The organism is Streptomyces sp. RK9, from assembly GCF_045070545.1.
Classification (GTDB): Bacteria; Actinomycetota; Actinomycetes; order Streptomycetales; family Streptomycetaceae; genus Streptomyces; species Streptomyces alboflavus.
The window spans coordinates 791755-816789 of the sequence record NZ_CP173703.1; the positions used below are offsets into that span (position 1 = coordinate 791755).

At 73.7% G+C, this 25035-nt stretch carries 22 protein-coding genes and 2 riboswitches; of the genes, 7 read left to right on the top strand and 15 right to left on the bottom strand.

Annotation, left to right across the window (positions count from 1 at the left end):
• Positions 1-17 precede the first annotated feature (17 nt).
• Entirely contained in the window at positions 18-482 is a 465-nt protein-coding gene (locus AB6L24_RS03350) for an SRPBCC family protein (RefSeq protein ID WP_405651911.1), read from the bottom strand.
• Positions 470-1366: an RNA polymerase sigma-70 factor gene (locus AB6L24_RS03355; RefSeq protein WP_405651913.1), complete on the bottom strand. Its 897-nt coding sequence runs from the start codon at positions 1364-1366 to the stop codon at positions 470-472. Before AB6L24_RS03355 ends, AB6L24_RS03350 begins: the two co-directional genes overlap by 13 nt.
• 349 nt (positions 1367-1715) lie before the next feature.
• Here AB6L24_RS03355 and AB6L24_RS03360 point away from each other — a divergent pair, with 349 nt between their 5' ends.
• Positions 1716-2066: a hypothetical protein gene (locus AB6L24_RS03360; RefSeq protein WP_405651915.1), complete on the top strand. Its 351-nt coding sequence runs from the start codon at positions 1716-1718 to the stop codon at positions 2064-2066.
• A gap of 21 nt (positions 2067-2087) precedes the next feature.
• Here AB6L24_RS03360 and AB6L24_RS03365 read toward each other — a convergent pair whose 3' ends face one another.
• Positions 2088-2915 carry an alpha/beta fold hydrolase gene (locus tag AB6L24_RS03365; protein WP_405657016.1) on the bottom strand — a complete coding sequence of 276 codons (828 nt, stop codon included), beginning with the start codon at positions 2913-2915 and terminating at the stop codon, positions 2088-2090.
• A gap of 78 nt (positions 2916-2993) precedes the next feature.
• Between AB6L24_RS03365 and AB6L24_RS03370 the strand changes: the two genes are divergently transcribed.
• Both AB6L24_RS03370 and sph read left to right on the top strand, forming a co-directional pair.
• A complete protein-coding gene (locus AB6L24_RS03370) occupies positions 2994-3620 on the top strand; it encodes a sigma-70 family RNA polymerase sigma factor (RefSeq protein ID WP_405651917.1) in 627 nt (208 codons plus the stop codon).
• Between the two features lie 172 nt (positions 3621-3792).
• Complete coding sequence (gene sph, locus AB6L24_RS03375; protein ID WP_405651919.1) at positions 3793-4770, top strand: sphingomyelin phosphodiesterase; 978 nt, start codon at positions 3793-3795, stop codon at positions 4768-4770.
• Positions 4771-4856: 86 nt separating this feature from the next.
• On the opposite strand, the gene AB6L24_RS03380 is transcribed toward sph, so the two are convergent.
• The 7 genes from AB6L24_RS03380 to AB6L24_RS03410 all read right to left on the bottom strand — a co-directional run bounded on the left by AB6L24_RS03380 (position 4857) and on the right by AB6L24_RS03410 (position 15053).
• Complete coding sequence (locus AB6L24_RS03380; protein WP_405651921.1) at positions 4857-6362, bottom strand: FG-GAP-like repeat-containing protein; 1506 nt, start codon at positions 6360-6362, stop codon at positions 4857-4859.
• Positions 6363-6552: 190 nt separating this feature from the next.
• The gene (locus AB6L24_RS03385; RefSeq protein ID WP_405651923.1) at positions 6553-7488 is read right to left on the bottom strand and encodes a cobalamin-binding protein; all 936 of its coding nucleotides are present in this window, start codon (positions 7486-7488) and stop codon (positions 6553-6555) included.
• A gap of 15 nt (positions 7489-7503) precedes the next feature.
• Positions 7504-8289 carry an ECF transporter S component gene (locus AB6L24_RS03390; RefSeq protein WP_405657018.1) on the bottom strand — a complete coding sequence of 262 codons (786 nt, stop codon included), beginning with the start codon at positions 8287-8289 and terminating at the stop codon, positions 7504-7506.
• A gap of 65 nt (positions 8290-8354) precedes the next feature.
• Positions 8355-10202: an ABC transporter ATP-binding protein gene (locus AB6L24_RS03395; protein ID WP_405651924.1), complete on the bottom strand. Its 1848-nt coding sequence runs from the start codon at positions 10200-10202 to the stop codon at positions 8355-8357.
• A complete protein-coding gene (locus AB6L24_RS03400; protein ID WP_405651926.1) occupies positions 10199-11398 on the bottom strand; it encodes an energy-coupling factor transporter transmembrane component T in 1200 nt (399 codons plus the stop codon). Before AB6L24_RS03400 ends, AB6L24_RS03395 begins: the two co-directional genes overlap by 4 nt.
• A 2-nt stretch (positions 11399-11400) precedes the next feature.
• Positions 11401-12357 (bottom strand): hypothetical protein, encoded by a 957-nt coding sequence (locus tag AB6L24_RS03405; protein ID WP_405651928.1) that lies wholly within the window; start codon positions 12355-12357, stop codon positions 11401-11403.
• Entirely contained in the window at positions 12354-15053 is a 2700-nt protein-coding gene (locus tag AB6L24_RS03410; protein ID WP_405657020.1) for a prenyltransferase/squalene oxidase repeat-containing protein, read from the bottom strand. Before AB6L24_RS03410 ends, AB6L24_RS03405 begins: the two co-directional genes overlap by 4 nt.
• 234 nt (positions 15054-15287) lie before the next feature.
• A riboswitch (cobalamin riboswitch) is annotated at positions 15288-15436 on the bottom strand.
• Between the two features lie 64 nt (positions 15437-15500).
• Positions 15501-15576, top strand: a riboswitch (cobalamin riboswitch).
• A gap of 137 nt (positions 15577-15713) precedes the next feature.
• Between AB6L24_RS03410 and AB6L24_RS03415 the strand changes: the two genes are divergently transcribed.
• Positions 15714-17132 carry a hypothetical protein gene (locus AB6L24_RS03415; protein WP_405651930.1) on the top strand — a complete coding sequence of 473 codons (1419 nt, stop codon included), beginning with the start codon at positions 15714-15716 and terminating at the stop codon, positions 17130-17132.
• 55 nt (positions 17133-17187) lie between these two features.
• On the opposite strand, the gene AB6L24_RS03420 is transcribed toward AB6L24_RS03415, so the two are convergent.
• Positions 17188-17736: an FABP family protein gene (locus tag AB6L24_RS03420; protein ID WP_405651932.1), complete on the bottom strand. Its 549-nt coding sequence runs from the start codon at positions 17734-17736 to the stop codon at positions 17188-17190.
• Positions 17737-17821: 85 nt separating this feature from the next.
• Complete coding sequence (locus AB6L24_RS03425; RefSeq protein WP_405651934.1) at positions 17822-18649, bottom strand: hypothetical protein; 828 nt, start codon at positions 18647-18649, stop codon at positions 17822-17824.
• A gap of 341 nt (positions 18650-18990) precedes the next feature.
• Here AB6L24_RS03425 and AB6L24_RS03430 point away from each other — a divergent pair, with 341 nt between their 5' ends.
• The 3 genes from AB6L24_RS03430 (at position 18991) to AB6L24_RS03440 (ending at position 21777) form a co-directional block, all read left to right on the top strand.
• Positions 18991-19824, top strand: coding sequence for a hypothetical protein (locus AB6L24_RS03430; RefSeq protein WP_405651937.1), 834 nt, complete (start codon positions 18991-18993; stop codon positions 19822-19824).
• A gap of 243 nt (positions 19825-20067) precedes the next feature.
• Positions 20068-20424, top strand: a complete 357-nt coding sequence (locus AB6L24_RS03435; RefSeq protein ID WP_087886898.1) for a DUF779 domain-containing protein — start codon at positions 20068-20070, stop codon at positions 20422-20424.
• Between the two features lie 69 nt (positions 20425-20493).
• A complete protein-coding gene (locus tag AB6L24_RS03440) occupies positions 20494-21777 on the top strand; it encodes a phosphodiester glycosidase family protein (RefSeq protein ID WP_405651939.1) in 1284 nt (427 codons plus the stop codon).
• Between the two features lie 28 nt (positions 21778-21805).
• Here AB6L24_RS03440 and AB6L24_RS03445 read toward each other — a convergent pair whose 3' ends face one another.
• The 3 genes from AB6L24_RS03445 to AB6L24_RS03455 all read right to left on the bottom strand — a co-directional run bounded on the left by AB6L24_RS03445 (position 21806) and on the right by AB6L24_RS03455 (position 24801).
• Positions 21806-23398, bottom strand: a complete 1593-nt coding sequence (locus AB6L24_RS03445) for a hypothetical protein (RefSeq protein ID WP_405651941.1) — start codon at positions 23396-23398, stop codon at positions 21806-21808.
• A 175-nt stretch (positions 23399-23573) separates the two neighbouring features.
• The gene (locus AB6L24_RS03450; RefSeq protein ID WP_031192322.1) at positions 23574-23768 is read right to left on the bottom strand and encodes a hypothetical protein; all 195 of its coding nucleotides are present in this window, start codon (positions 23766-23768) and stop codon (positions 23574-23576) included.
• 127 nt (positions 23769-23895) lie between these two features.
• Positions 23896-24801, bottom strand: coding sequence for a phosphatidylinositol-specific phospholipase C/glycerophosphodiester phosphodiesterase family protein (locus AB6L24_RS03455; protein ID WP_405651944.1), 906 nt, complete (start codon positions 24799-24801; stop codon positions 23896-23898).
• Positions 24802-25035 lie beyond the last annotated feature (234 nt).

Genomic DNA, 25035 nt, shown 5'->3' on the forward strand with positions numbered 1-25035 from the left:
TCCGCGCGGACCGGCCCTCACCCGGCAGCCGAGGCCCGCGGGCGGGCCAGCGCGCTGTGGGCGGTGTCCAGGATGTTGCCGAACGTGCGGCTGATGACGGGGCGCGCGACGCGGCGCGTGAGGAAGCCGCCGATCAGCGGGACGGGAATCTCCGCGCGGGTGGTCCAGCGCACCAGGGTGCCGCCCTCGACCTCCTCGAACGTCATCCGGCCGAGTTCGTGCCGGGCCGGCGGCAGGCTGCGGTCGACGACGTACTCGGTGGCGTACGGCGGGTCGTAGTGGGTGATGCGCTCCCGGAACCAGCCGATCAGCCACAGGTGGTCGCGCACCGCGCCGACGCCGTACGGCGCGGACTCGCCGGCCTTGGCCAGGCGGCAGCGCACCACCAGAGGGGAGCGCGTGTAGTTGGTCGTGGTGGTGAGCCAGGCGAAGACGTCCTCGATCGGTGCGGCGACGACGCGTTCAACGATCATGGTTTCCACGGTTGGTTGCCTCCTCTGTCGAGCGGGAGCACCGCCTCCGCACGGTGCAGCTTGTCCGGGTTGCGCATGCCGTACAGGCCGGCGATCCGGCCGTCGTGGATCTCGAAGGCGACCAGCCAGTCGAGTTCCCCGTCGGTGACGAACCGCGCCGCGGGCATGCCGTTGTACGTGGCGTACTCGACCTGGGTCGCCTCGGTGGTGGTGCGGATGACGCCGAGGACGAACCGGGCGACATCGGCGCTGCCGACGATCGGGTGGCGGGCGGCGACGACCTTCCCGCCGCCGTCGGAGATCTGCACGACGTCGGGCGCCAACAGGTCCATCAGAGCCTGTACTTCGCCGGTCGACGCCGCGAACAGGAACCGCTGGACGATCTCCCGGCCCGCGTCGGAGTCGGGCTCGAAACGGCGGCGCCGGGCGTGCACGTGACGGCGGGCGCGGTGGGCGATCTGCCGGACGGTGACCTCGGTCTTGCCGATCGAGGCGGCGACCTCGCCGTGGGTGTAGCCGAACACGTCGTGCAGGACGAACACGGCGCGCTCGGTCGGGTTCAGGGTCTCCAGGACGAGCATCATGGCCATCGACACCGACTCGGCGAGGATCGCGTCGTCGCTCACGCCGGGCGCGGTCCTGATCGGCTCGGGCAGCCAGGAGCCGACGTACTCCTCGCGCCGCGCCTTGGCCGCGCGCAGGTGGTTGAGGGACTGCCGGGTCACGATGCGGACCAGGTAGGCGCGCGGGTGCTCGACCTCGGCCGGGTCGACCCCGCGCCACCGCAGATAGCTCTCCTGCAGCACGTCCTCGGCGTCGGTGGCGCTGCCCAGCATCTCGTAGGCGATGGTGAAGAGCAGCGGCCGGTGCTCGGTGAAGGCGTCCTCATCCACGGTCCACCCCCACCGCTCGTACGCGTCGGCACCTGCGCATCACACCCTGCTCCTCTCGTCGGACGCCCATCGAGACACCCCGCGCCGGAAAACCGTGACAGGTCGGCGATGTGATTCGCTTCACAGCGCACGACCGTGACGAGAAATCGTCCGGGACAAGGTGCGATGTCAACGAGTTACCGCGTCAACACGACAGACCGGGGCATAAGGATTGCGGCGCGGCATATTCGTCCTCCGGCCGCGACAGCGGAGCCGGGCACGCCCCGGGCGCCCCACACCCCGCACCCACCCCCCACCCCGCACACCGCACACCGCACACCGCACACCGCACACCGCACAGGAGACGCCGATGACCGACCACCGCGCCTTGGCTGCGGGCGCCGCTCTGTTCACCGTGAGCGCCGTGTACGCCGCACAGTCCCACGCCTGGCTCCCCGCCGTCGGCCTCGTGCACGGGGCCGGACTCCTGGCCGCGCGGGCCCGGCGCGAGCGTGCCGCCCAGCGCTGCGCCCGCGCCCTCGCCCAGCGCGCCCGACTCGCCGCGCGCCCCAGCCCGGAGCCGCCGTTCGCGCCGTCCCTGTTCCAGGAGGTCAGCCGCGGCTGGACCGAGCTGAACGCGGCCTGCTGCCTGCACGCGTGGCTGTCGCGGGGCGGCGAGCACGACCCCGCGCACTGCCGCGGGACGGCACCCGCGACCTGAGCGGCCCACGGCGTCCGGCCCTCAGCCCAGGAACCGCTCCACGGCCGCCACGAACCGGTCGGCGTCGTCCAGCCAGGGGAAGTGCGCCGCCCCGGGCTGCACGACGAGGGTGGCGTCGGGGAACAGCGCGGCGAACTCCGCCGTCGGCGCGGGCGGGCTGTTCAGGTCGAATGCACCGGCGAGCAGCAGGACGGGTGCGGGGAGCGTGGCGAGCGCCGCGCGGGTGGCTTCCGGGGTGAAGGCGCCGTCGGCCCCGAAGCGGGCGGCCGCCTCGTCGTTGACCGGCCGGCTGTCCGCGTGGTGCCGGGCGGTCGCCTCGTCCCAGTGGCCGTAGAAGAAGGGCGCGACGGCGTCCCAGTCGCCGCCCTCGCCCTGGGTGATGGCTGCCAGGGCGGCGTACGCGGCCGGGAACCACGGCTCGTCCTTCCGGCTGTGCGCCAGCGCTCGGCGCTCCTTACCGGTGGCGGCAATGCCGACGGCCCGGGAGCCGGGGGCGACGAGGGCGAGTCTGCGGACGCGGGCGGGGTGGCGGGCCGCGTACTGCGTGACGATGTTCGCCCCGGCGGAGTGGCCGAGGAGGTCGACGCCGGGCAGGGCGAGGTGGGCGCGCAGGGCCTCGACGTCGTCCACGAGGCGGTCGCAGCGGTAGGTGGCGGGGTCCTCGGGCGGCTCGGAGCGTCCGGTGCCGCGCAGGTCGAGGACGATCAGCCTGCGGTGCGCGGACAGGCCGCCGAGGTCACCGAGGTAGGCGGAGTCGGCCGGGCCGCCGGGGACGCAGACGAGTGGGGTGCCGTGGCCGGTCTCGCGGTAGGAGAGCCGGGTTCCGTCGGGTGCGCAGAAGGTGGGCATGGCCCGGATCCTGCCAGCCATAACCAGGTTGTACAACCCGGTTATGACGCACCTTCCCGGCGGGTGTATAACCGGGTTGTGGCAGGCGAAGAGAGTGAGCGGCACATCCCCGGGGCACCGGCCGGGGCCCTGACCGAGGAGCAGGCCGAGCGGATGCTCGCCTCCGTGAACGAGGTCATCCGCGCGGGCGAGGAGATGCGCGCGCTGCGCGCCGAGATGATCAAGGTGTTCGTCCGTCTGGGCTGGACCCAGGACAGGATCGCCCGGCTCACCGAGATGAGTCAGCCCGCGGTGTCCAAGCAGGTGGCCAAGTACAAGCAGGACGAGCCGCCGCCCCCGCCGGACCTCTCCCTCGACCAGCACGACGCTCCCTGGCTCGAAGGACGCCTGTGGGGTCTCGCGGAGGAGATCGTCGAGGCGGTCGAGGCGTCAGAGGGTGCCGCCCACTGCGCCCGTCACGTCCACGCCGTCGCCCGGGGCAAGAAGCGCTTCACGCCGCAGCACGTCGACGAGTTGCGCCGCCTCGTCGAGGAGGACCTGCGGCGGCGCGACCCCGGGCTGCCCCGCGGCTTCCGGGACGCCTACGACAGGATCAGCCGCGGCCTCGACGTCCCCGTGCGCACGGCCGCCACCACCACGCCGGCCTCGGTGCGCCGCGCCCTGGCCTGCCAGATCCAGCGCGACGTGCTGCGCCACGAATCCTGACGCACGGGCAGGACCCCTGCGGAGCGGCCGGACACCTCAGGTGTGCAAGTTGTGATGACACGTCAAGTGATCAACACACGCAGGCCACCTGGGCGTAACCGGCGCTGCCTTGGATGACGGCGCCGGTGTCGCCCTCGCGGCCCGGTCCCCCACCCCCACAGGGAGAACCCTCATGCCCCACTCCACGCCGCGTACGTACACGGTCGGCGCCACCGCCGTGGCACTGGCCGCGACGGCGACGCTGGTGGCCACCGCCCCCACCGCGTCGGCGGCGGACACCCCGCAGCTGAAGGTGCTGACGTACAACGCCTTCCTGTTCAGCAAGACGCTGTACCCGAACTGGGGCCAGGACCACCGCGCCAAGGCGATCCCGGCCGCCGGGTTCTTCCGGGGCAACGACGTCGTCGTCCTCCAGGAGGCCTTCGACAACTCCGCGTCCGACGCGCTCCAGGCGAACGCCAAGGCCGAGTACCCGCACCAGACCCCGGTGATGGGCCGGTCCAAGAGCGGCTGGGACGCCACCGGCGGCTCCTACTCCGCGACGACCCCCGAGGACGGCGGGGTGACCGTCCTCAGCAAGTGGCCGATTCAGCGCAAGGAGCAGTACGTCTACAAGGACGCGTGCGGCGGTGACTGGTTCTCCAACAAGGGCTTCGTCTACACCGTCCTGGACGTGAACGGCACCAAGGTCCACGTCGTCGGCACCCACGCCCAGTCCACCGACCCCGGGTGCGCCGCGGGCCAGGCGGCCAAGACCCGCGCCGCGCAGTTCAAGGAGCTCGACGCCTTCCTCGACGCCAAGAAGATCCCGGCGGGCGAGCAGGTCCTGGTGGCGGGCGACTTCAACGTGGACCGGCACAGCGACGAGTACGCCTCGATGCTCGGCGACGCCGGGCTCGCCCCCGCGGACTCCCGCACCGGCCACCCGTACTCCTTCGACACGAAGGACAACTCGATCGCCTCCGAGCGCTACCCGGACGACCCGCGCGAGGACCTCGACCACGTCCTGCACCGCGAGGGCCACGCCCGCCCCGCGGGCTGGAGCAACGACGTGGTGAAGGAGACCACCACGCCCTGGACGGTGTCGAGCTGGGGCAAGGAGTACACGTACGACAACCTGTCCGACCACTATCCGGTGATCGGCCGCTAGGCGGAGCGGGACAGGAACGACGGCGGGGCGGGGAGGGTTCGCACAGCGGGGGGGGGGGGAACCCCCCCCGCCGCTGGGGTGCCGGGTCAGCGCAGGTCGCTGCCGAAGAGCGCCGCGACCGACGGGGCCGCGAGGTCCTTGGGGCCGAAGGCCACGGCGTTCGTGACGGTCAGGCCCGTGGAGGTGCCGCGCAGGGACCACAGGGCACCCGCGTCGGCGTTCTCGTGGACGGAGGAGGCGGCCAGGTCGCTGCGGCCGTCGCCGTTGACGTCGAGGAGGGCGGTGGCCGCGCCGAACTGGTCGTTCTTCTCGGCGACCCCGGGGACGCCCGCCGTGTTCTGGTGGAAGGCCTGCGCGCCGGTGCCGGTCACACCGGCGGCGCTGCCGCGCACGAGGACGACCGAGCCCGCGTCGGTGACGCTGCCCACGTCCTCGCCGGGGGCGCCGACCGCGACGTCGGCGTAGCCGTCGCCGGTGACATCGCCCACGGCGAGGGAGTCGCCGAACTGGTCGCCCTCCTCCTCGGCGCCGGGCACGCCGGGCAGGTTCTGGTCGAACGTCTGGACGGTGCCCTTCAGGCCGTTCGCGGAGCCGTAGGCGACCGTGACCTTGTTCTCCTCGTCGTACAGCTCGGAGGACACCACGTCGTCGTACTTGTCGCCGTTGATGTCGCCGACCGCGAGGGCGCCGCGCGAGCCGGCGGCGTCGCCCCGGGTGAAGCCCTTCGGGCTGCCGTAGAGGACGCGGTTGCCCCACGAGCCGTCGCCGTAGTAGTCGTTCACGGCGATGTCGGCGCGGCCGTCGCCGTTGATGTCGCCGACGGCCTGGGGGACGACCGGGCCCTTGACGGAGCGGGGGCCGTCCACGCAGACGTCGGGGTTCTGGATGCAGGCGGGGCTCGGGCGCTCGTCGTCGTCGTAGCTCCACCACTGCGACTTCTCCATGAAGTCGAGGGTGCCCGCGGGCGTGCCGGTGCGGGTGAGCGGGCCCTTCCACAGGTTCGCCTTCTGGCCGACCGGGTCGTCGCCGTGGTAGGCGACTCCGGCGAACAGGGCCAGGTCGGTCTTGCCGTCGCCGTCGAAGTCACCCGCCTGCGGGCGGAACCCGTACGTGGCGATCTTCGTGCCGCCGGTCAGGCCGGACTTGGAGCCCCACAGGACCACCGCGCCCGCGCTGCCGGCCTGGCCGCCGGAGCCGATGACCAGGTCGCTGAAGCCGTCGCCGTCGAGGTCGCCCTTGGTGAAGGACCGGCCGAACTCCTGCTTGGTGGCGGCGGCGCCGGGGACACCGCTGGTCGAGCGGCTGATGATCTTCTTCTGGGCCGGGTCGAGGCCGTTCTTGGTGCCGTACGTCACCGCGACGTACCCGGCCTTCTTCTTGCCGGAGACGGTGGCGCCGGGGGCGCCGACCACCAGATCGGCGTATCCGTCGCCGTTGAAGTCGTCGGAGGCCTTGGCGGCGGCCTTCTTGGCGGTGGGGGCGGCGGCCTCGGCCTGGCCCTGCCCGAGGGACCAGGCGGTGAACCCGCCCGTCAGCAGGAACGTGGCGATCAGAGGTGCGGTGAGTCGTACACGACGGCTTGCTCGCGACATAGGGCTTCCTGTGGTTCCTTCGCTCGGAGGTCGGCTGGGTGAAGGTCCGGGCGGACGGACGACTGCCCTTCGGGCGGATGTCCGGCGGAATTCACCGCTGCTTCATGTCACTTGACCCGCAACCGTGGCCAATGGTTGTGCGCCGATCCTGAGGACCCAGCCGTCCCGCACGCGCTCCGGAAGGCGGCCTTCAGCGCAGCAACCGGGCTTCCTCCTCGGTGACCGGCTCCCCCGCCGTCACACCGTGCAGCACGTGGGCGAGCACCTCCGCGCCCCGCACGACGCGCGGCCCAGGGCGGTTGAAGTACGCCGGGCCGTCCAGGACCCAGACGCGCCCCTCCCGTACGGCGGGCAGCTCCGCCCAGCCCGGCAGCGCCTCCAGGAGCGCGCGTTCCCGCAGGGTGCGCTCCGGGCTGAACCCGCAGGGAAGGACGAGCACGACGTCCGGCCGGGCGGCGCGCACGGCCGCCCAGTCCATGGGCCGGGTGTGCTCGCCCGGAGCCGCGAGGAGCGGTTCCCCTCCGGCGCAGTCGATCTGTTCGGGAACCCAGTGCCCCGCGGGCCACAGCGGGTCGAGCCACTCGATGGCGACGGTACGCGGCCGGGGGCGCCCGCGTGTCAGCGCCCGCACCGCCGCGAGCCGCCGCCGCAGCTCCTCGCGGCGTTCACGCGCGACCGCGCCGACGCCCAGGAGCTCCCCCACGCGCACGACGCAGTCCAGGACGTCGTCCAGGAGCCGCGGCTCCAGACTGAGCACCCGGGGCCCTTCGCCGGCGGAGACGTCGGGGCCGCCGAGGACACGGACGGCGTCGCGCACGCTCTCGTACGACACCGCGCACACGTCGCACAGGTCCTGGGTGAGCACCACGTCGGGGGCGAGCCGGGACAGGGCCGCGACGTCGAGGGTGTAGAGCGAGGAGCCGTTGTGCGGGCCGCCGCCGACGGCCGCGGAGATCTCCCGGCTGGCGAGCGCGTCCGAGGAGAACCCGGCCGCGGTGACCACGGGCACGGCGGCCACCCGGGCGGGCGGCCAGTCGCACTCGTGCGTGCGGCCCACGAGATCGTCGAGCAGGCCGAGTTCGGCGACGATGTCGGTGGCCGCGGGGAGCAGGGAGACGATGCGCATGCCCCGACCGTACGTTCAGGGGCCGCCGGGCGTCCCGTCCGCCCCGTCCGCCGCCGGGCGCGGGGCCGGGGCGAAGCGCACCGGCGCCTGGAAGCGGGCCTTGCGGGCGGCGCGCCGGAAGACGGTGAGCACGGCGGGTCCCGCGAGCAGCACGCACACGAAGTTCGTCACCGCCCGCCCGGTGTCCCAGCCCAGGGACGTCGCCAGGTCGAAGGCGATGTAGCGCTGCCACTGCTCGGTGAAGGGCAGCCCGGGGAGATAGGCGATGGAGCTGTTCGGGTCGAGGGAGAAGGGCCAGAAGGACAGGTTCAGGAGGAACCCGAAGAGATACCCGGACAGCGATCCGTACACCGCGAGCATCAGCACCTCAAGACGCCCGGCGGCCCGTGGGAGCAGCCCCGCGAGCATGCCCACGAAGGCGCAGCCGAACATCTGGTACGGCATCCACGGCCCGACCCCGCCCGTGATGAGCGCCGAGGCGAACAGCGAGGTGCAGCCGAGGGTGAAGCCGAAGCCGGGACCGTACACGCGCCCGGCGAGCACGAGGATGAAGAAGACCGTCTCGATCCCGGCCGTGCCCGCGCCGAGGGGCCGGATCGCCGCGTTCACGGCGGAGAGCACGCCGAGCATCGCGAGCGCCTTGGAGTTGATGCCGCCCTCGGCGATCTCCGAGATCACCACGCACAGGACGAGGACGAGCAGCACGCCGAAGATGAGCAGGGGCGCGTACGTCGAGCCGAAGGTGCCGGGGGCGACCACGAACGGCCAGAAGAAGGCGACCACGCCGAGGAACGCGGCCATCGCGATGACCACTCCGGCGCGGGGGGTGATCCGGATCGCGGTGGTGCGGGGCTGAGCGCGCCCCTTCACCGGTCGCCACCCGCTTCGGCCTTCGTGCGGGCGGTGGCCTTCGGGGCGTGCTGCGACGCGGAGGCCGTAGCCGTCTCGTCCGTCGCCACCTCGTCCGTCGTCGCCCCGTCCACCGCTGCCTCGGCCACCGTCAGCGCCGCCGACACCTGTTCCACCGTCAGATACGGCAGCGGCGCGAGCACCTTGGCCACCTGCGGCGCGAACACCGGTGAGGCCACGACGACTTCGGCGGCCGGGCCGTCGGCGACGATCTCGCCCTCGGCCATCACGACGACCCGGTCGGCGGTCCTCGCGACGAACTCCACGTCGTGCGTGGACACCACGACCGCCCGCCCTTCTGCCGCCAACTCGTCCAGGATCGCAGTGAGTTGCGCCTTGGCGCGGTAGTCGAGGCCGCGCGTCGGCTCGTCCAGGAGGACCACGCCGGGCGCGGCGGACAGCTGGATCGCGAGGACCAGGGCGAGTTTCTGGCCCTCGGACAGGTCGCGGGGATGGGTGGCGCCGTCGATGCCGGGGGCGAGGCGGTCCAGGATCGCGCGGGCGCCGGGGCCGTCCGCGACCGCCGACTCGGCGTCCGCCTGGTCGAGTTCCTGCCGCACGCTCTCCAGGTAGAGCAGGTCCGTCGGGGTCTGCGGGACGAGGCCGACGAGGCGCCGGGCCTCGGTGGCGGCGACGGCGCCCGAGTCACGGGAGCCGTCCTCCTTGCCGGGTCCGGGGTCGCGGGAGCCGCTCTCCCTGCCGGGGCCCGGGACGCGGGAACCCCTCTCCCTGCCGGGGTCCGCCCCGAACGGCACCACCCGCACCGTCCCGCCCGTCCGCGTCCCCGACCCCTGGAGCGCCCACAGCAACGACGACTTGCCGGAGCCGTTGCGGCCCATCAGGGCGGTGGTCTCGCCGCCGCGCAGCTCCACGTCGGCCTCACGGACGGCGGGCAGCGCCTGGCCCCGGTAGCGGACGCTGACGCCCCGCGCGTCGAGGAGCCGGGGCCATCCGGCCGCCGGCGCCGGGGGCCGGACGGCGGGGACGGGCGCCCCGGCGAGGCGGGTGCGCAGCGGGGCGGCGGCGCGGCGCGCGTCGCGGACCGACAGGGGCAGCGGCGTCCAGTCGGCGCGACGGCCGAGCTCCACCACCGGCGGGGCGATCGTGGTCGTACGGAAGATCTCGGCGGGCGGCCCGGAGACCACCCGGCCGTCGCCCGGCAGGTGCAGGACGCGGTCGGCGTACTGCACGACCCGCTCCAGGCGGTGTTCGGCGAGCAGGACGGTGACGCCGAGGTCGTGCACGAGCCGGGTGATCGCCGCGAGGACCTCCTCGGCGGCGGTCGGGTCGAGGGCGGAGGTGGGCTCGTCGAGGACCAGGACGCGCGGGTGGGCGGTCAGGACGGAGCCGATCGCGACGCGCTGCTGCTGGCCGCCGGACAGTTCGTGCAGCGCGCGGTGGCGCAGGTCGGCGAGGCCGAGCAGGTCGAGGGTCTCCTCGACGCGCTTGCGCATGGTGGTGGGCGGGACCGCCAACTGCTCCATGGCGTAGGCGAGTTCCTCCTCCACGGTGTCGGTGACGAAGCCGTCGAGGGGGTCCTGGCCCACCACGCCCACGACGTCGGCGAGCTCCCGCGGCGGGTGTCCCGCGGTGTCGCGGCCGTCCACGGTCACCGTCCCGTACAGGGTGCCGCCGGTGAAGTGCGGGACAAGTCCGTTGACCGCGCCGAGGAGGGTGGACTTGCCGACGCCGGTGTGGCCGACGACGAGGCAGAGTTCGCCCTCCTCGACGGTGAGGTCGACGTCGGTCAGCACGGGTGCGACGGTGTCGTCGTACTGGACGCCGACGTGGTCGAAGTTGATCACTTGGCGGTGGCTTTCTCGGGTCGCCGGGCGGGGACGCGCGGGGCGGCCTGCGGGGCGGTGGTGGGCAGCGGCGGGGGCGCGAGGAATCCGGCGGCGCCCGCGAGCAGGATCGCGACCGTCGGGACCAGGGGCAGCGTGGGCCAGCTCAACGGGTAGAGGGACGGGTTGAGTTCGGCCGCGTCGAAGCCCGCGCCCGCGAACAGGAGCACGGCGGAGAGGACACCGCAGGCGGCGACGGCCCACTCCTCGAACCGCCACGGGTCGGGCCGGTACGCGGTCCGGGTGACGCGCCGCCCGCCGAGCCGCAGCCCCGCCACGCACAGGACCGCCCCGGCCGCGAGCGCGGGCAGCCCGAGGAACGCGGGCGTGGAGGCGTCGAGCAGTCCGTACGCACCGGCGCACAGGCCGCACATGCCGAGCAGCATCAGCGCCCCGGTCAGCCGCCGGGACGCCTTCGTGGCGCTGCCCGCCCTGCCGTAGCCGCGCGAGTCCATGGCCGCGGCCAGGCGCAGCGAACGCTCCAGGGCGTCCTCCAGGACGGGCACGACGACGCCCCGCAGGGCCCGCAGCCCCTTGGTGCGGCCCGCGCGCAGGCGCCGGGCGCGGTGCACGCGCTGCACGCTCTGCACGAGTTGCGGGGCGACGCTGATCGACACGGTGACGGCGACGCCGAGTTCGTACAGCGCGCCGGGCAGGACGCGCAGCGCCCGCTTGGGGTTGGCGAGGGTGTTCGCGGCCCCGATGCAGCACAGCATGCAGGCGAGCCGCAGCCCGTCGATGGCGGCCGAAAGCACGGCTTCGAGGGAGACGGGGCCGCCGAGTTGGATGCCCGCGTACCAGTCGGGGGTGGGGATGTGCGGCAGGGAGAACAGGAAGTGGTCGTGGGGCGTGATGCCGGTGGCGAAGACCGCACGGAACAGGACGCGGATCGCGACGACGGTGAGCGCCAGGTACAGGTAGTACGTGAAGCCGCGCGCCCACGGCGCCTCGGTGCGGCGCATGCCGATCACGTAGCCGAGCACGGCGAGGACGAGGAACAGCAGCAGCGGGTTGTTGGTGCGGCTCACGGCGGTGGCGAGCGCGAGCGCCCACACCCACCAGGCCAGCGGGTGCAGGGTGCGCGGCAGCCGGCGCTCGTCCGCGCCCGGCAGGACACCGAGCGCGGGCGGACGTGCGGTGGGGTGACGGCGGCGCACCCCTACTCCGTACGGCGGCGGCGCTTGGCCGCGTACGCGCCCGCGCCGCCGACAAGGAGGACCAGGGCGCCGGTGAGGGCGGCCGGTACGTACGAGCCCGCGTCGTGGTCGGCGTCGGCGGCCGGGGCGGCGTCGACGACCTTGGCGGAGGGGCTGGGCGCGGCCTTCGCGCCGCGGGAACCCGCCGACGGCGAGGGCTTCTCGGTGGCGGAGGGCGACGGCGACTCCTTGCGCTTCGGCTTCGCCTTCTTCTTGTCCGTCTCGTCCTTCTTGCCCGTCTCGTCCTTCTTCGGCTCGGGTGCGGGCTTCTCCGTGACGGGTCGCTCGGGGGCGGGGCCGGTGTCGACGCCGGGCGGCAGGGGCTTCGCGGTCTTCGTCTGGTGCGGGGCGGGGGCCTTGCCGCCGACGGGGCGGGTGTTGCGGGCACGCAGCTGATTCGGGCTGACCGTCGGACGGCCCTTGGTGCCCTCGATGTTGGTGCCGCCGAAGATCCACAGGTCGACGCTGCCCGGCTTGGGCTTGTAGAGCATGGCGCCGAGCTGGCTGTACTCCCAGGTGTTCGCGCCGGGGTCGGCGTGCCAGTACGACCAGTAGGCGGTGGCGGGCGGCGTGAGGACGCAGTCGTCCTGCGCGGGCGTCGGGAACTGCTTGCCGCCCTTGTAACCGCTGTAGCCGATCCGGCAGATGAACGCGGGGCCGTCGTGGCCGGTGCCGGTGGTGCGCCAGCCGCCCTGGTTGAGCAGTTCGTAGCCGGTGGTGGGCGTGGTGCCGCAGGAGCGCAGGATCGGCCCGCCCCAGTCGCTGAAGTCGACGGCGAGCACCGCACCCGACCGGGTGGTGCACTGCCCGATGGGCCGGGGCGCGGCGGCGGCCTGGCCCGTACCGGCGGCGAGCACGCCCGCGGCCAGGGCGAGGGCGCCCGCCGCGCTCAGGGCGGAGCGCAGGAAGCGGCGGATCACCGGCTGCCTCCCGCGAGGCCGCCGCGGCGGCGGGCGACGACGAGGGTGCGCCAGCCCGCGAGGCACAGGACGACGGCGGCGAGGGCGAGGCCCGTCACCTGCGCGCCGGTCGAGGCGAGCGGTCCGGTCGGGGTGTCCCCCGCGGCGGAGCCGTCTCCTGGGCCGCCTCCGGGGGTGACGATGTCGACGTCGGTGCCGCCGTCGCCGGGAGCCCCCGAGGGTTCGTCCGACGACGCGCCCGGCGGCTGCGGCCGGGTCCCGTCCAGGTCGCGTACGAGCGTGCCGAACGAGGTGCCGATCGCGCCGCCGAGCGCCTGCGTCGAGGCGCGGACGTCGGAGCCGCGCTGCCCGCCGGCCGCCACGTTGAAGCCGCCGTCCCCGTTCTGCTGCTTGGCCAGGAACTTGCGGGCCTTCTTGATCTGGGTCGTGTACTTCGGGGCGTCCAGGGAGAGGCCCTGGACCGCGAGGGCCGCGGAGTTGACGGAGTCGCCGGACGCGCCGGGGAACCCACCGCTGCGGAGCTGCTGGGACGCGATCCACTTCAGGCCCTTGGTGACGGCCTTCTCGGAGCGGGTGTCACCGGCCAGGTCCAGAGCCATCGCGGCCATGGCGGTGGAGTCCACCTCGGAGTCACCGGTCGGCGGGATGAGGCTCGGCCAGGCGCCGGACGACTTCTGCAGGCTCCGCAGGTACGTGACGGGGGCCGCGGCCGCGCGCTTCTCGCCCGCGCGCAGCTGGGCGATGACGGCGAGGGACTGCGAGAACACCGAAGGGGCGTACCGGTAGGCGCCCTTGGCCGCGCAGCTGCGGTCGGCGCCCTGGCTCTTCTTCTTGCAGACGGCCTTGCCGAGTGCCGCGATCAGGTCGTGCCCGGCGAAGTCGCGCGGGTTCCTGCCGACGGCCTGGGCGAGCACGGCGACCTTGCCGATGGAGCCGCCGGCCGCGTGCGAGGTGCCCACGCCCGTCCAGTCGTTGACGGTGCGCCGCCCGGAGCTGGCGTCCTTGCCCTCCCCGTCGAGGAAGTCGACGATGCCGCGCAGCTTGTTGTTGTTCGTGCCCGTGGCCGCGAGGGCGTAGGCGCCGTCGATGGTCAGGCCGTAGTCGGCGAAGCCGGTCCCCGCGACGTTCTCGTAGTAGTGGCCCTTCTTCAGCCGGGAGCCCGCCGTGAGGTAGGCGGTGCCCTTCTTCAGGTCGGGGCCCTCACCGGCGCGCCACGGCGGCCGCACACCGGAGGTCGGCGGCTTCACCGGGTCCGGGTCGGAGGGGTCGGTGGGGTCGACGGGCGGCTTCGTCGGGTCGACGGGCGGCTTGGTCTGGTCGGGGCGCTTGGTGGTGAGCGACGCCAGGCTGGTGCGCGCGCCCGCGAGCGCGGCGGCCCAGGTCGGGAAGATCGCCGGGTCGGTGGCGCCCTCGTCGGAGCCGAAGCCGCCGGACTTCGTCTGCTGCCGCGACAGCCAGGACACGGCGGCGTCCGCGCGGACCGTGTCGCCGAGGAGCCGCATCGCCTGGGCGGACCTGCCGGTGGCGGTGACGTCCCCGGTGGTCACGCCCGGGTAGGCGGCGACGGCGCCGGTGGGCAGTTGGGCGCCGCGCAGGTTCTTGCGGGCCTTCGCGACGGCGTCGGCGTGGCCGCCCGCCTGCTGGAGGGCGATGGTCGCGTACGGGGTGGTGGCGGGGTCGCTGTAGGAGCAGGTGTCGCCGTCCCGCATCAGCGTCGGGCTGAAGCCGCCGTCCTTGCACTGGTGGGCGGCCACGCGCGCGACGGCGTCGGCGGGGATCTTCCGGCCCGCGCGGTGCAGCGCGAGCACGGCGAGGGCCTGGGTCTCCACGTCGCCGACACCGGGGAAGTCGCCCTTGGCGACGCAGTCGGCGGTGCCGCCCGCGGTGCACACGCTTCTGCCGAGGTCACGGGCCAGGTTGTGGCCGCCGAAGGAGTGCGGGTCGCCCTCGGTGCTCTCGGCGAGCAGCGCGAGCAGGGCCGCGCCCAGCGGGCTCGGGGCCTTGTCCGTGCCCTGCGGGTAGGCGAACTCCTCGGTGCGCGCCGCGAGGTAGGACTTCATCCGGTCGAGCGTGGTGCTGCGGCCCTTGGTGGCCGCGAGGGCGAGGGCGGTGTTCGCCGTCTGGTAGAGGTTGGCGTTCTCGGCGCCCTCGTCGCGGACGTGGTCGCCCTCGGTGAGCCGGCCCCGCAGCCAGGCGTCCGCGGCCTTCAGGTCGACCTTGCCGGGCTTGACGTCGGGCGGGTTGTCAGCGGGGTCGGTCTGGCCGCCCGCGCGCACCTGGGCGGGGGTGAACGTGGGGCCGCCGCTGGTGCCGTCGGGGTCGGTGGCGCCGAACACCCAGGCCTCGACGGAGCCGTTCTTCGACTTCTGGCTCATGGCGCCGAGCGGGCTGTAGGTCCAGTAGTCCTGGCCGGGCGGGGCGATCCAGTACGACCAGTACGCGGTGGCGGGCGGAGTGAGCCTGCACTTCTCCTGGCCCGGAGTCGGGTACTGCTTACCGGAGTTGAACCTCTTGTGGCCGAGGCGGCAGATGAACGCGGGCCCGTCGTGCTCGGTGCCCTCGGTGCTGAATCCGGCCTCGTGCAGCAGGTCGTAGCCGGTCGTCGGCGTCGCGTCGCAGCCGCGCACCACGCCGCCGCCCCAGTCGGCGAAGTCCACCGCGACGACCGCGCCCTTGGTGCGGGTGCAGGAGCTCATCGGATCGGCCGCGGCGGGAGTGGCCGGGCCGAGCAGCAGGACGCCGCCGCCCAGCGCTGTCGCGGCCGCGCACAACAGCGCGACGCCTCTCGTGCGTATGCTCCGGACCCGTCCGGTTCCCTGCCCCACCACTGCCCCCTGGGCATCGGCCGCGGCGGAATCCGCGTGGTGGCAGGCCCGGGGCCGGGGCCCGCGTGGAGAAACCGTCCGAACCACGCCGTAGTCCGCGACGGCGTCAATCGCTAGCCCTCAGTCCAGGTAATCCGGCTCGCCCGCCGGGCACTTGAGGTGCTCGGCGAACCTACGGTTGCGGGTCAGCGCCGGACTTCGACCGGCTTCCCCTGATGACTGAGCTTGGAATCGGCCGAATTAGAGCACAGTTGCGAATGCGGTGGCAAGGGTGTGCGGGTTCTGTGAGGTTCGAGTACCGTCCTGTGCTGCCGATCGGGGGAATCTGGTGCGAACCCAGAGCTGACGCGCAGCGGTGTGGACCGGCAGGGAGCCGGGCCGAGCCCGAATGCCCGAACGGCCAGCGTCAATGGACGTCGACCCCACGCGCTCGGGCGACGGCCGCGTGTCGTCCGGCTCGGGTCCACGCACAGGGGACCGGCCGCGGGGGGACGTGAGGCCGCCGCCCCCTCACCCCGGGAGCTCCCCGACATGACCTCGTCCCGTGCCGCCCGTCGCACCCTCCTCGCCGTACCCACCGCACTCGGCGCGGTGGGCGCCCTCGTCCTCACCGCGCTCCCCGCGGCCGCCACGGCCACCCCCGGCCAGATAGCCACGTCCAGGACGAACGGCGTGAGCTATCTCAGATCCCTGCAGGGCGCCGACGGTTCGTACGCCGGCGCGGGCCTCTCCAACGAGTGGGCGTTCTCCGCGTTCGCCTCGGCGGGCACGGCGGCCGCCGACGTCAGCCCCGGCGGCGACACCTCCAAGAACGCCCGCACCGTGTACCGCGCGCACCTCGCGGCGGCGGGCTGGCCGGGCACGTCGCCGGTCGTCACCGACTACGAACGCGGCATCATCAACGCCTACTCGGCGGGCATCGACCCGGCCCGCGTCTCGGCGAGCCGCAACCTGATCGCGGACACCTACGGGCACTGGCAGAACTCCGCGCCGGGCTACTGGGGTTCGCCGTCCAACTTCAACGGCACGGTCTTCGCCCTCATCTCGCTCGGCGGCGCCAAGACCCAGTCCGGCGCCAAGCGGGTGCCGCAGGCGCTGCTCGACAGGTCCGTCGCCACGGTGCGCGCCAACCAGCACAACGACGGCGGCTGGAACTTCGGCAAGGCCGAGGGCGACCCCGACGCGCTCGCCACGCCCGGCGACATCGACATGACCGGCGCCGCGATGGCCTCCCTGTGCGTGTCCGGGGTGCCCGCGACCGACCCCGCCATCACCAGGGCCCGGGCCTTCCTGAAGTCGAAGCTCATCAACAACTCCGGTGCCTTCGCCGCCCTGTTCGGCGCCAACACCGACTCCAACGGCTGGGCCGTCTCCGGCCTGAACGCGTGCGGCATCAACCCGCAGACCGGCGACTTCCTCACACCCGCGGGCAAGACCCCGGTGGACTTCCTCATCGCCCAGCAGTTCAAGCCGGCCGGCGGCTTCAAGTACCTGCCGACCGACACCACGCCGTCCGCGTACGCCTCCATCGACGGCCTGCGAGCCGTGGCCGGGGGCGGCTTCATGGCGGCCCCGCCGACCCCGACGACGGCGGGCGCGTCCCGCTGGGCCGCCACCTCCGACTTCACGCCGGGCACCGCGACCAGCCTGGCCCTGACCGTCGACGACGGCACGTCGCTCAAGGTCTGCTCCGTCGCCTTCACGCCGACCGCGAAGACCACCACGCTCGGCGCGGTCCTGGACGCGGCGTCCTCGTCGGCCACCCCGGCGGGCTGCGTCACGTCCGTCACCCCGGGCAGCGGCACCGGCACCATCACGGCCCTCAACGGCAAGGCCAACAGCGGCAGTTCGATCTGGAAGGCGAGCGTCGACGGCGCGGCGGCCGCGGTCGCCGCGCGCGACAAGGAGATCAAGCTCGGCGACACGATCTCCCTCCGCTACGGCAGCTGACGACGGCGGACCGCCGCGCCGGGCAGGCCGGTCCTGCCTGCCCGGCGCGCGCGTCCTATCGCTCGCGCTTCTCGCGTCGCAGCAGCGCCCGCAGATGGTGCTGCAACGGCTGTCCGACGGCCGCGAGGTCGTGGACGAACGTGAGTGTGCCGTCGGCCAGGGTGTAGCGGCGGCGGGTGGCGTCGACCTCCTTGGCGGTGGGGGTACGGGCCACTTCGTGGGTGCTGAGGTCGACGGCGCCGTCGGCCGCGTGGCCCACGGAGATCTCCGCGATGCCCGTCGGCTGGGTGATCAGAGCCTCCACCCTGCCGTCGGGCTGCAGCCGCCACCAGCCGCTCTCGCGCGCCGAGGGCCGCAGCGGCACGTCGTCGCCGTCGACGAGCCAGGCCCGCGCCTCGTAGCGGAGGAAGGGCCGCCCGTCGTGGCTGAAGGTGACCTCCTGCGCGTACGTGAAGTCGGCGTCGAGCGTCGGGTAGGTGCCCTGGCCCCGGCCGCGCCAGGTGCCGAGGAGCCCGAGGACCGGCGTGAGCAGCGCGTGCGGCGCGGGTGCCTCGTCGGCGCGGAGGCCGTCGGGGTAGGGGTTCTCCGGTACGGCGTCGAACACGGGGTGCGCTCCTGAGGTCGAGGGCGGGGTCGGGCCGGCCTGAACGTCGGGGCCGGGGCCGGGTGGAAGCCTAGAACGCCGCCGGCTACGCGGGCGCCCGCCCCGCCCCCGCCCGCCCGCCGTCCGCGAGGAAGTCCCGCACCGCCGCGACGAACGCGCCCCGCTCCTCGTCGAACCCGGTCCGCGGCCGCAGCCAGCGGTCCTCGGCGGCCAGGTGGTCCCAGGACACGGGGTTGCCCGCGACGGCGAGCAGCCGCCGCAGGTCGTCCTCCGTCAGGACGCCGCTCTCCACCGGCGCGCCGTCGTCCGCCAGGACGCCGCTCCCCCGGATCAGGTACTCCAGGAAGTCCAGGTCGTCGGGGCGCTCGTCCCCGTCGCGGTCGCCCCAGCGCTCCAGCATGTCGTGGGCGACGAACGCGCAGCCGTGGGCGTCGTCCTCGCACCACTCGGCGTTGCCCGGACACCAGCGTCGCTCCAGGGCGCGCAGCGCGGACCGCACGACGGCCCGCCGGGCGGCGTACCGCTCCATGCGCGCGCACCGCTCCCGCACCGCCTCCGCGTGCCGCACGACGCACTCGGGACCGAGCACCCGCAGCCCCGCACACGCCTCCGTCAGCGCCTCGCTCCTGGACCGCAGCACCTCCGCACGGGACCGCGCCTCTATCTCCCCGAGCCGCCACACCACGTCGGCGAAAGCGTCCGAGGCGCGCAGGAACACCGTCCAGGCCTCGCACCGCTGCGCCTCGAGCCGCAACTCCCGCTCCACGGCGGCCTGCGAGCCCACCGACTCCAGGGCGACGCGCCGCCCGAACACCGTCTGCCAGCGCGCCACCATGACGGCGGCGAGCGCCGCCACCCCCGAGAAGGCCGCTCCCAGCGCCGTGAGAGCCGTGTGCACATTCTGTACGCCCATGCCGCGCAGCCTGCCGTCCGGCCGCACCGCGCCCCGGCATATGACAGCAACAGCACGCACCTTGTGCCCATCGGGGCCCAAGGGTGTCGCCCCCTGTCCACGACCGACCGATCAGGGTGGGAGCACCGCACCCACCCTCCCGCCTTCCGCCCGGCCGCCGACCGTGCCTGACGTGAGGGGCATGGAGAGCCGGCACCAGCTCGCGCCGTCCCGGTCGCCGTCCTCGTACCCGCACGCCGAGGTCAGCCCGGCGCTGCTGCGCATGATGACGGCCTGGCACACGGGACGGACACCGCCGGGCCGGTTGCCGTACCGTCACAAGTCTGACGTAGCGTGTCGGCATGTCCACGCCGCCACCACCGCCCCCGCAGGGCTTCGGCCCAGCTCAGGCCCCCTACGGGCAGCAGCCCCCGCCGTCGCCGTACGCCCCGCCGCAGCACCCGGGACAGGCCCCGCCCCAGGGCCAGTACGCGCCCTGTCCTGCTGCGCCCGGGCCCGCGCCCTGGGGCGGGCAGTACGGCGGACCGCCACAGGGCGGGCGTCGCACCGGCAAGGTCCTCGGCATCGTCGGGGGCGTCGTGGGCGCCGTCATCGTGATCCTCGTCGCGCTCGCCTTGATCGGCAGCAGCACGGACGCCGGGTTCCCGGAGGCGAAGTACCGGCTGCGGATGCCGGGCACGCTGCTCAACGGGACCTACAAGCTCGCGCAGGACCTCTCCGACACGGCGGGCCGGAAGGTGGTCGAGGAGAACAAGAACCGCTCCAACGTCCGGGACCCGAAGGCGGTCGTCGGCCAGTTCAACGGCAGGGGCACGTTCTCACGGAACGCGCTCGTGGTCTCCGGGATGTACGGGCGCTTCAAGGATCCCGGCGAGGCGCGCAAGGACCTGATGGAGGGCTCGGCCGACGCGGACGGCGCCTCGGTCGCCGTCCCCGCGCGGGACATCACCCCCAAGGGCTCCGACCTCACCGTGCGCTGCCAGGTGCTCAAGTCGTCGCAGAACGGCGGGACGAGCAACGTCCCGCTGTGCGCCTGGGCCGACGACAACACCGGCGCGGCCGTGGGCCTGGTCACCCCCGAGAGCGCGACGCAGGACCCCGACGAGATCGACCTCGACAAGCTCGCGGAGACGACGCTCCGGGTGCGCGAGGACATGCGCGAGCCGATCGGCTGACGTACCGGCATCTGGGGCGGGCGGCCTGGGGGTCGCCCGCCTGGGGGCTGCCCGCCTGAGGGCCGCCGGCCTGAGGGCTGCCCGCCTGAGGGTCGCCCGCCTCACCCGTGCCTCGTACCCGCTCCACGCATGCCTCCCGCGACCGTCGCAACCTCCTCGCAACGTCCGGCCGCGTTGACTGGACCGGCCGCGCCGTCACGGTGCGCCGTCCGCCGTCCGCCGTCCGGAGGAGTGCGATCGCCCATGGCCGAGACCCCGCGCGTGGAACTCACCGCTGCCGCCGCCGATCTGCTGCGGCGGCTGCGGGCGGCCCACGGCCCGCTGATGTTCCATCAGTCCGGCGGCTGCTGCGACGGCAGCGCGCCGATGTGCTACCCCGACGGTGAGTTCCGCACGGGTGACTCCGACGTCCTGCTCGCGTCGCTGGACGTGGCGGGGGTGGCGGAGCCAGTACGGTTCTGGATGTCCAAGAGCCAGTTCGAGGTGTGGAGCCACACCCGGCTCATCGTCGACGTCGTGGAGGGCCGGGGCAGCGGCTTCTCCCTGGAGGCGCCCGAAGGCGTGCGTTTCCTGATCCGTTCCCGGCTCGTCGGGACGTAGCCATCGCCGTCTGGTCAACTCCTCCTGCCACTGGGACAGTTGGCAGCCCGTCCGAGACGAGGGGGACCTGTGACACGGTGTACGCGACGTAGTGGCCGGCGCAGAACCGGCACCCGGCGATGGGCGGCCCGAAGAGGCCCCTTCGCCGTTCTGACCGTCCTGACCACACTGGCCGGTGCCGCCCTCACGGGGGCGGCACCGGCCAGCGGCGCTTCCGGCGGCGGCGCGGCGGCGAGCACGCGGGTCGCGCCCGGTGTGGAGTACCGGGACTTCGACATCCCGACCCCGCGCGGCCCGGCCCACGCGCACGTCCTGGAGGTGGACCTGCGCGATCCGCGGGTCCGCCTCGGCCTGCTCCACCCCGGCGCGGTCGGCGCCCGGCAGACCGTGTCCGCGATGTCCGACACCGCCGGCGCCGTCGCGGGCGTCAACGGCGACTTCTTCAACATCACGGAGACCCAGCACCCCGGCGTCGAGGCGACCGGCGCGCCCGTCGGACCCGCCGTCGCGTCCGGCCGGGACCTCAAGGCCGCGGTGCCGAACGGCCAGCGCTTCGGCCCCGCGCTGCCGCCCGGCACCACCACCGAGGACGTCCTGGGCGTGGGCATCGACCGCAGGGCACGCCTCGACCGCATGGCCCTGGACGGCACCATCCGCACCCCGTCGGGCCGGCTGCCGCTGCGCGGCCTCAACCAGTACGCCCTGGCGGAGGGTTCCGTCGGCGCGTTCACCAGCGCCTGGGGCCAGACCTCCCGCGTGCGGGCCACCTGCGGCACCGACACCGACCGGGGCGCGCCGTGCAGCACCGACACCTACGAGGTGACGGTGCGTCACGGCCGGGTCGTGGACCGGGCCGACACCCCTGGCCGCGGCCCCATCGCCGAGGGCACCACGGTCCTCGTCGGCCGCGAGGCGGGCGCGCAGGAGCTGCGCAAGCTGTCGCCGGGCGACCCGGTGCGGGTGCGCCACCGCCTGGTCGCGGCGACGTCACGCGTCCCGTACAGCTTCGCGCTCGGCGGCTACCCGCTCCTTCGCGACGGCGCGCCGCTGCCCGGACTCGACGACCGGGTCGCGGCCGTGCGCACCTCGGCGGGCGTCTCCGCCGACGGCAGGCGGCTCTACCTCGTCGCCCTGGACGGCGGCCCCGAGTTCCGCGCCGGTCTGACGATCGCCGAGGTCGCCGCCTCCTTGCGCGCCCTCGGCGCCGACGACGGCTTCAGCCTGGACGGCGGCGGCTCCAGCACGCTGGCCGCGCGGGAGCCGGGCGCGCCCGCGGTCTCGGTGCGCAACCATCCGAGCGGCGGCGCGGAACGCCCGGTCCCCAACGGCATCGCGGTGTTCTCCCGCGGCTAGGCCGGTACGGGTGCGGGGCTCCGCCCGGTCACGGTGACCCGTCCCGCACCGCCACGAGCCCGTTGAACACGCCCACGTACGCCGTGCCGTCCGGGCCGAGCGTCACGGGCGCCCAGTTGTTGTCGTACGCGACGCCCGTGCCGGTGAGCCGCTTCCAGCGGGGCTCGCCGGTGCGGAAGTCGACGGCGGTCAGGTACCAGGCGTCGATGCCGAGGCGGTGGGGCTCCTTCGTGTAGAAGTACAGCAGCCCGTTCGTGGTCGACAGCTTGGGAACGGTGGACGGCGAACGCACGGGGCTCTCCCACACGGTGTCGCAGCCGCTGCCGTCCGCACGCACGTCGACGCGGCTGACGCCGCCGACGACGCTGCGGCCGAAGGTGAGCGAGGTGATGTTCTCGTAGCCGTAGTTGTTCTCGACGACGAGGCTGTTCCCGTGGCTGATCAGGGAGTTGTCGGTGGTCGAAGCGCCGGATCCGAACACGGGGACCTCGCAGACCAGTCGGCGCTCCTCCGGCACGTCGGGGTCGCGGCGGTAGACGAGGACGTGCATGCGGTCGTCGGCGTTGTCGGTGATGGCCACGTAGTCCTCGTCGGTGCCGAAGAGGTCGGGCGTGGTGCCCGAACCCTGGTTCACCGAGCCGGGTTTGGTGCCGGTGCCGCGGTCGTAGGTCCGGCGCCAGAGGACCTTCGGGGTGCCGTCGGCGGCCGCCTCGAAGCTGTACAGGGCGTGGTCGGAGACGATCGACACGCCGTCCTCGGCGACGGAGAACGAGTTCTGGATCTCCTCGCCGCCGAGCCGCACGGAGCGGATCGCGCCGCTGTCGGGGTCGACGGTGCCGACGCGGCCCTGCCGGGTCACCCACCAGATCCGGCCGTCCCAGTCGGGCATGACGGAGGTGACCGGGTCGCAGGTGCCGCTCGGGTACAGGTTGGTCCACGACACGCAGTCGTGCGGGACGTGCGCGGTCAGGTCCCAGTCCTTCTCGACGACGAACCGCCAGCTGCCGTCGGGCGCCTGCTCGTGCGCGAGCCGGACGATGTGCTGGCGGGAGTCGGCGAGGACGAGCCGGTCCTTGTCGTCGAGGTAGGAGTAGGCGCCGCCGGAGGTGTCCTTGAAGATCTTCGAGAAGTCGAGCCGGGTGATGGCCTCGATGGTGGAGGGGCGCTGCGGCAGCTTGTACTCGGCGAGGGTGCGCAGGGTCCCGGGGTCGAGCAGCTTCACGAGGAAGCCGGAGAACGTGCCGCAGACGGTGACGATCCGCCCGTCCTTGTCGAAGGTGACGGTCGCGCACTCACCGCCGAGCGCCGCCATCTTCTCGCTGGTCACCCGCGGTTGGTGGCCGAGGGGTCCGTTCCAGGGGTAGGTGCCGCTGCCCGCGGCGTCGGCGTGCATGCCGCTGCGGCCGTTGGCGGCGAGGTGGGGGTGCTGCGGCGGCGGGTCGCCGGGGACGGGGCGGGCCGTGGCGGGCTGCCCGGTGTACGGGGCGACGAGCCGGTGGCCGGGGGCGTTGGGGATCTCGTCGGCGTGCGCCGGGACGGTGAGGACCGGCAGGACGGCCGCCGTCAGGGTGAGGCACAGCGCGAGGGCCCGGCCGCGGTTACTTCGGGTAAGGCGTGGCATGGCCCGAAGCTAGGGCCGACCCCGTGAAGTGTCCATGTACGTGCGGGAGTTGTTCACGCGGCCGAAACGATCACGCCGGAGCGGGCCGCGGCGCGAAGCCCGGCGACCGGAGACGTCAGGGCCGGAGACATCAGAGAGGGAGGCCTCAGGGCCGGAACCCTCAGCGCCGGGGCCGTCAGGGATGAATACCGCTGACGATGTCCGCCGTCGCGTTCATGCCGTTGTGGATCGTGGGCGCCACGCTGGTGCTCGCGAGATAGAAGCCGAGCAGGCCACAGATCACGGCGTGCGACACCTTCATCCGGCCGTGGCGCAGGACGACCACGGCCAGGATCAGGAGCAGCAGCCCCACGGAAATCGAAACGGCCATCACGGACCTCCTCCGCCACGCCGGAATCACTGCTTTCGGCGGCAAGTGTGGCGTAGCGGAGGGTTTGTCCGAGTGAGATGCGTGTCCGCCGGACGGGTGGTTCCGCGGGCGAGCGGGTGCGGGGCCGTTACCTTCCGCGCGCGTCCAGGAACCGCTGGAGCCCGGCGAGGTCGTCGGTGTTGAGGTGGTCGACACCGGCGGCGAGCAGTTCGCCCCACACCGCCTCGCGCTGCGGTCCCGCCAGGTCGGGGGTGGCCCAGAAGCGGACGCGCTGCCCGCGCTTGTGGGCGGTGGAGACGATGCCCCGCAGCTTCTGCCGCTCGGCGGGCGGGATCGGACCGACGCCCTGCCAGGTGAAGTTGAGCGACCAGTTGTCGCTGATGAGCGGGATGAACGAGGCGGGCGCCGCGCCGCCGAGGTCGGCGAGACGGCCGTCGTAGAAGGCGCGCCGGACCCGCTGGGCCTCCATCGGCGCCCGGGCCGCGCGGTCGCCGGAGATCACGGCGGTGACGGCGGAGCGGCGGACCTTGCCGTGCGCGTACGTGGTGAACAGATGCCGGTAGCGGCGCAGACGCAGGTCCAGTTCGCGGTACGTCGACGCGCCCTCGGTCTTGATGTCGACGAGGAGCTGGAACTCCCCGTGCCAACGCCGGTACACCGAACCGTGGTTCTTGCGGACGCGGGCCGCCAGCGGGTCGAGGTAGAGCGATTCCAGGGTGCGGTTCGGGTCCAGGTCCTCCGGGTCGTGGGCGACCAGGAGCTTGCCGCCGACGAGGAAGATGTCGGCCTCGACGCTGGTGAAGCGATGGTCGAGGGCGTCCAGGAGGGGGCGCGGGTGTTCGTAGTCGTTGTGCGCGTGGGCCTGGGCGAGGGGGCGGGGGCGCGGGTGGCGGGCCGTACCGGCGGGCTCGGCGGCGGGCCGGCTCTTGGCCGGGGGGCCGTCGGCGGCGTGGGCGAGTTGGGGCGCGGCGACCGCGGTCGCGAAGGCGGCGCCGAGGGTGCCCAGGGCTCTGCGACGGGTGAAGGGGGCCATGAGGGGTCTCTCCCGGGGGTCACGTGGGGACGGGTCCGGCGGTGTGCCGGAGCCTCGGTGCGTATGAGGCTCCGGGCTATCTACCCCGCCCACAACCTCCAGGCACTACGACTCAACGACAGGTCAGGCCACGCTTGTTGCAGCGCAGGGACCATCAAGTTGTCTGTCAGTGCACGCTAGGGGAACGCCCGGTGACGTCATCTGCTCGGGCCGCCCCCTCAACGTCTCTCCTCA

Bases quoted from the DNA above. Each gene is read 5' to 3' on its own strand.
- AB6L24_RS03360 (WP_405651915.1), top strand. From the start codon at position 1,716: ATGACCGACCACCGCGCCTTGGCTGCGGGCGCCGCTCTGTTCACCGTG.
- AB6L24_RS03365 (WP_405657016.1), bottom strand. From the start codon at position 2,915: ATGCCCACCTTCTGCGCACCCGACGGAACCCGGCTCTCCTACCGCGAG.
- sph (WP_405651919.1), top strand. From the start codon at position 3,793: ATGCCCCACTCCACGCCGCGTACGTACACGGTCGGCGCCACCGCCGTG.
- AB6L24_RS03380 (WP_405651921.1), bottom strand. From the start codon at position 6,362: ATGTCGCGAGCAAGCCGTCGTGTACGACTCACCGCACCTCTGATCGCC.
- AB6L24_RS03385 (WP_405651923.1), bottom strand. From the start codon at position 7,488: ATGCGCATCGTCTCCCTGCTCCCCGCGGCCACCGACATCGTCGCCGAA.
- AB6L24_RS03390 (WP_405657018.1), bottom strand. From the start codon at position 8,289: ATGGCCGCGTTCCTCGGCGTGGTCGCCTTCTTCTGGCCGTTCGTGGTC.
- AB6L24_RS03410 (WP_405657020.1), bottom strand. From the start codon at position 15,053: ATGAGCTCCTGCACCCGCACCAAGGGCGCGGTCGTCGCGGTGGACTTC.
- AB6L24_RS03415 (WP_405651930.1), top strand. From the start codon at position 15,714: ATGACCTCGTCCCGTGCCGCCCGTCGCACCCTCCTCGCCGTACCCACC.
- AB6L24_RS03425 (WP_405651934.1), bottom strand. From the start codon at position 18,649: ATGGGCGTACAGAATGTGCACACGGCTCTCACGGCGCTGGGAGCGGCC.
- AB6L24_RS03430 (WP_405651937.1), top strand. From the start codon at position 18,991: ATGTCCACGCCGCCACCACCGCCCCCGCAGGGCTTCGGCCCAGCTCAG.
- AB6L24_RS03435 (WP_087886898.1), top strand. From the start codon at position 20,068: ATGGCCGAGACCCCGCGCGTGGAACTCACCGCTGCCGCCGCCGATCTG.
- AB6L24_RS03445 (WP_405651941.1), bottom strand. From the start codon at position 23,398: ATGCCACGCCTTACCCGAAGTAACCGCGGCCGGGCCCTCGCGCTGTGC.
- AB6L24_RS03450 (WP_031192322.1), bottom strand. From the start codon at position 23,768: ATGGCCGTTTCGATTTCCGTGGGGCTGCTGCTCCTGATCCTGGCCGTG.
- AB6L24_RS03455 (WP_405651944.1), bottom strand. From the start codon at position 24,801: ATGGCCCCCTTCACCCGTCGCAGAGCCCTGGGCACCCTCGGCGCCGCC.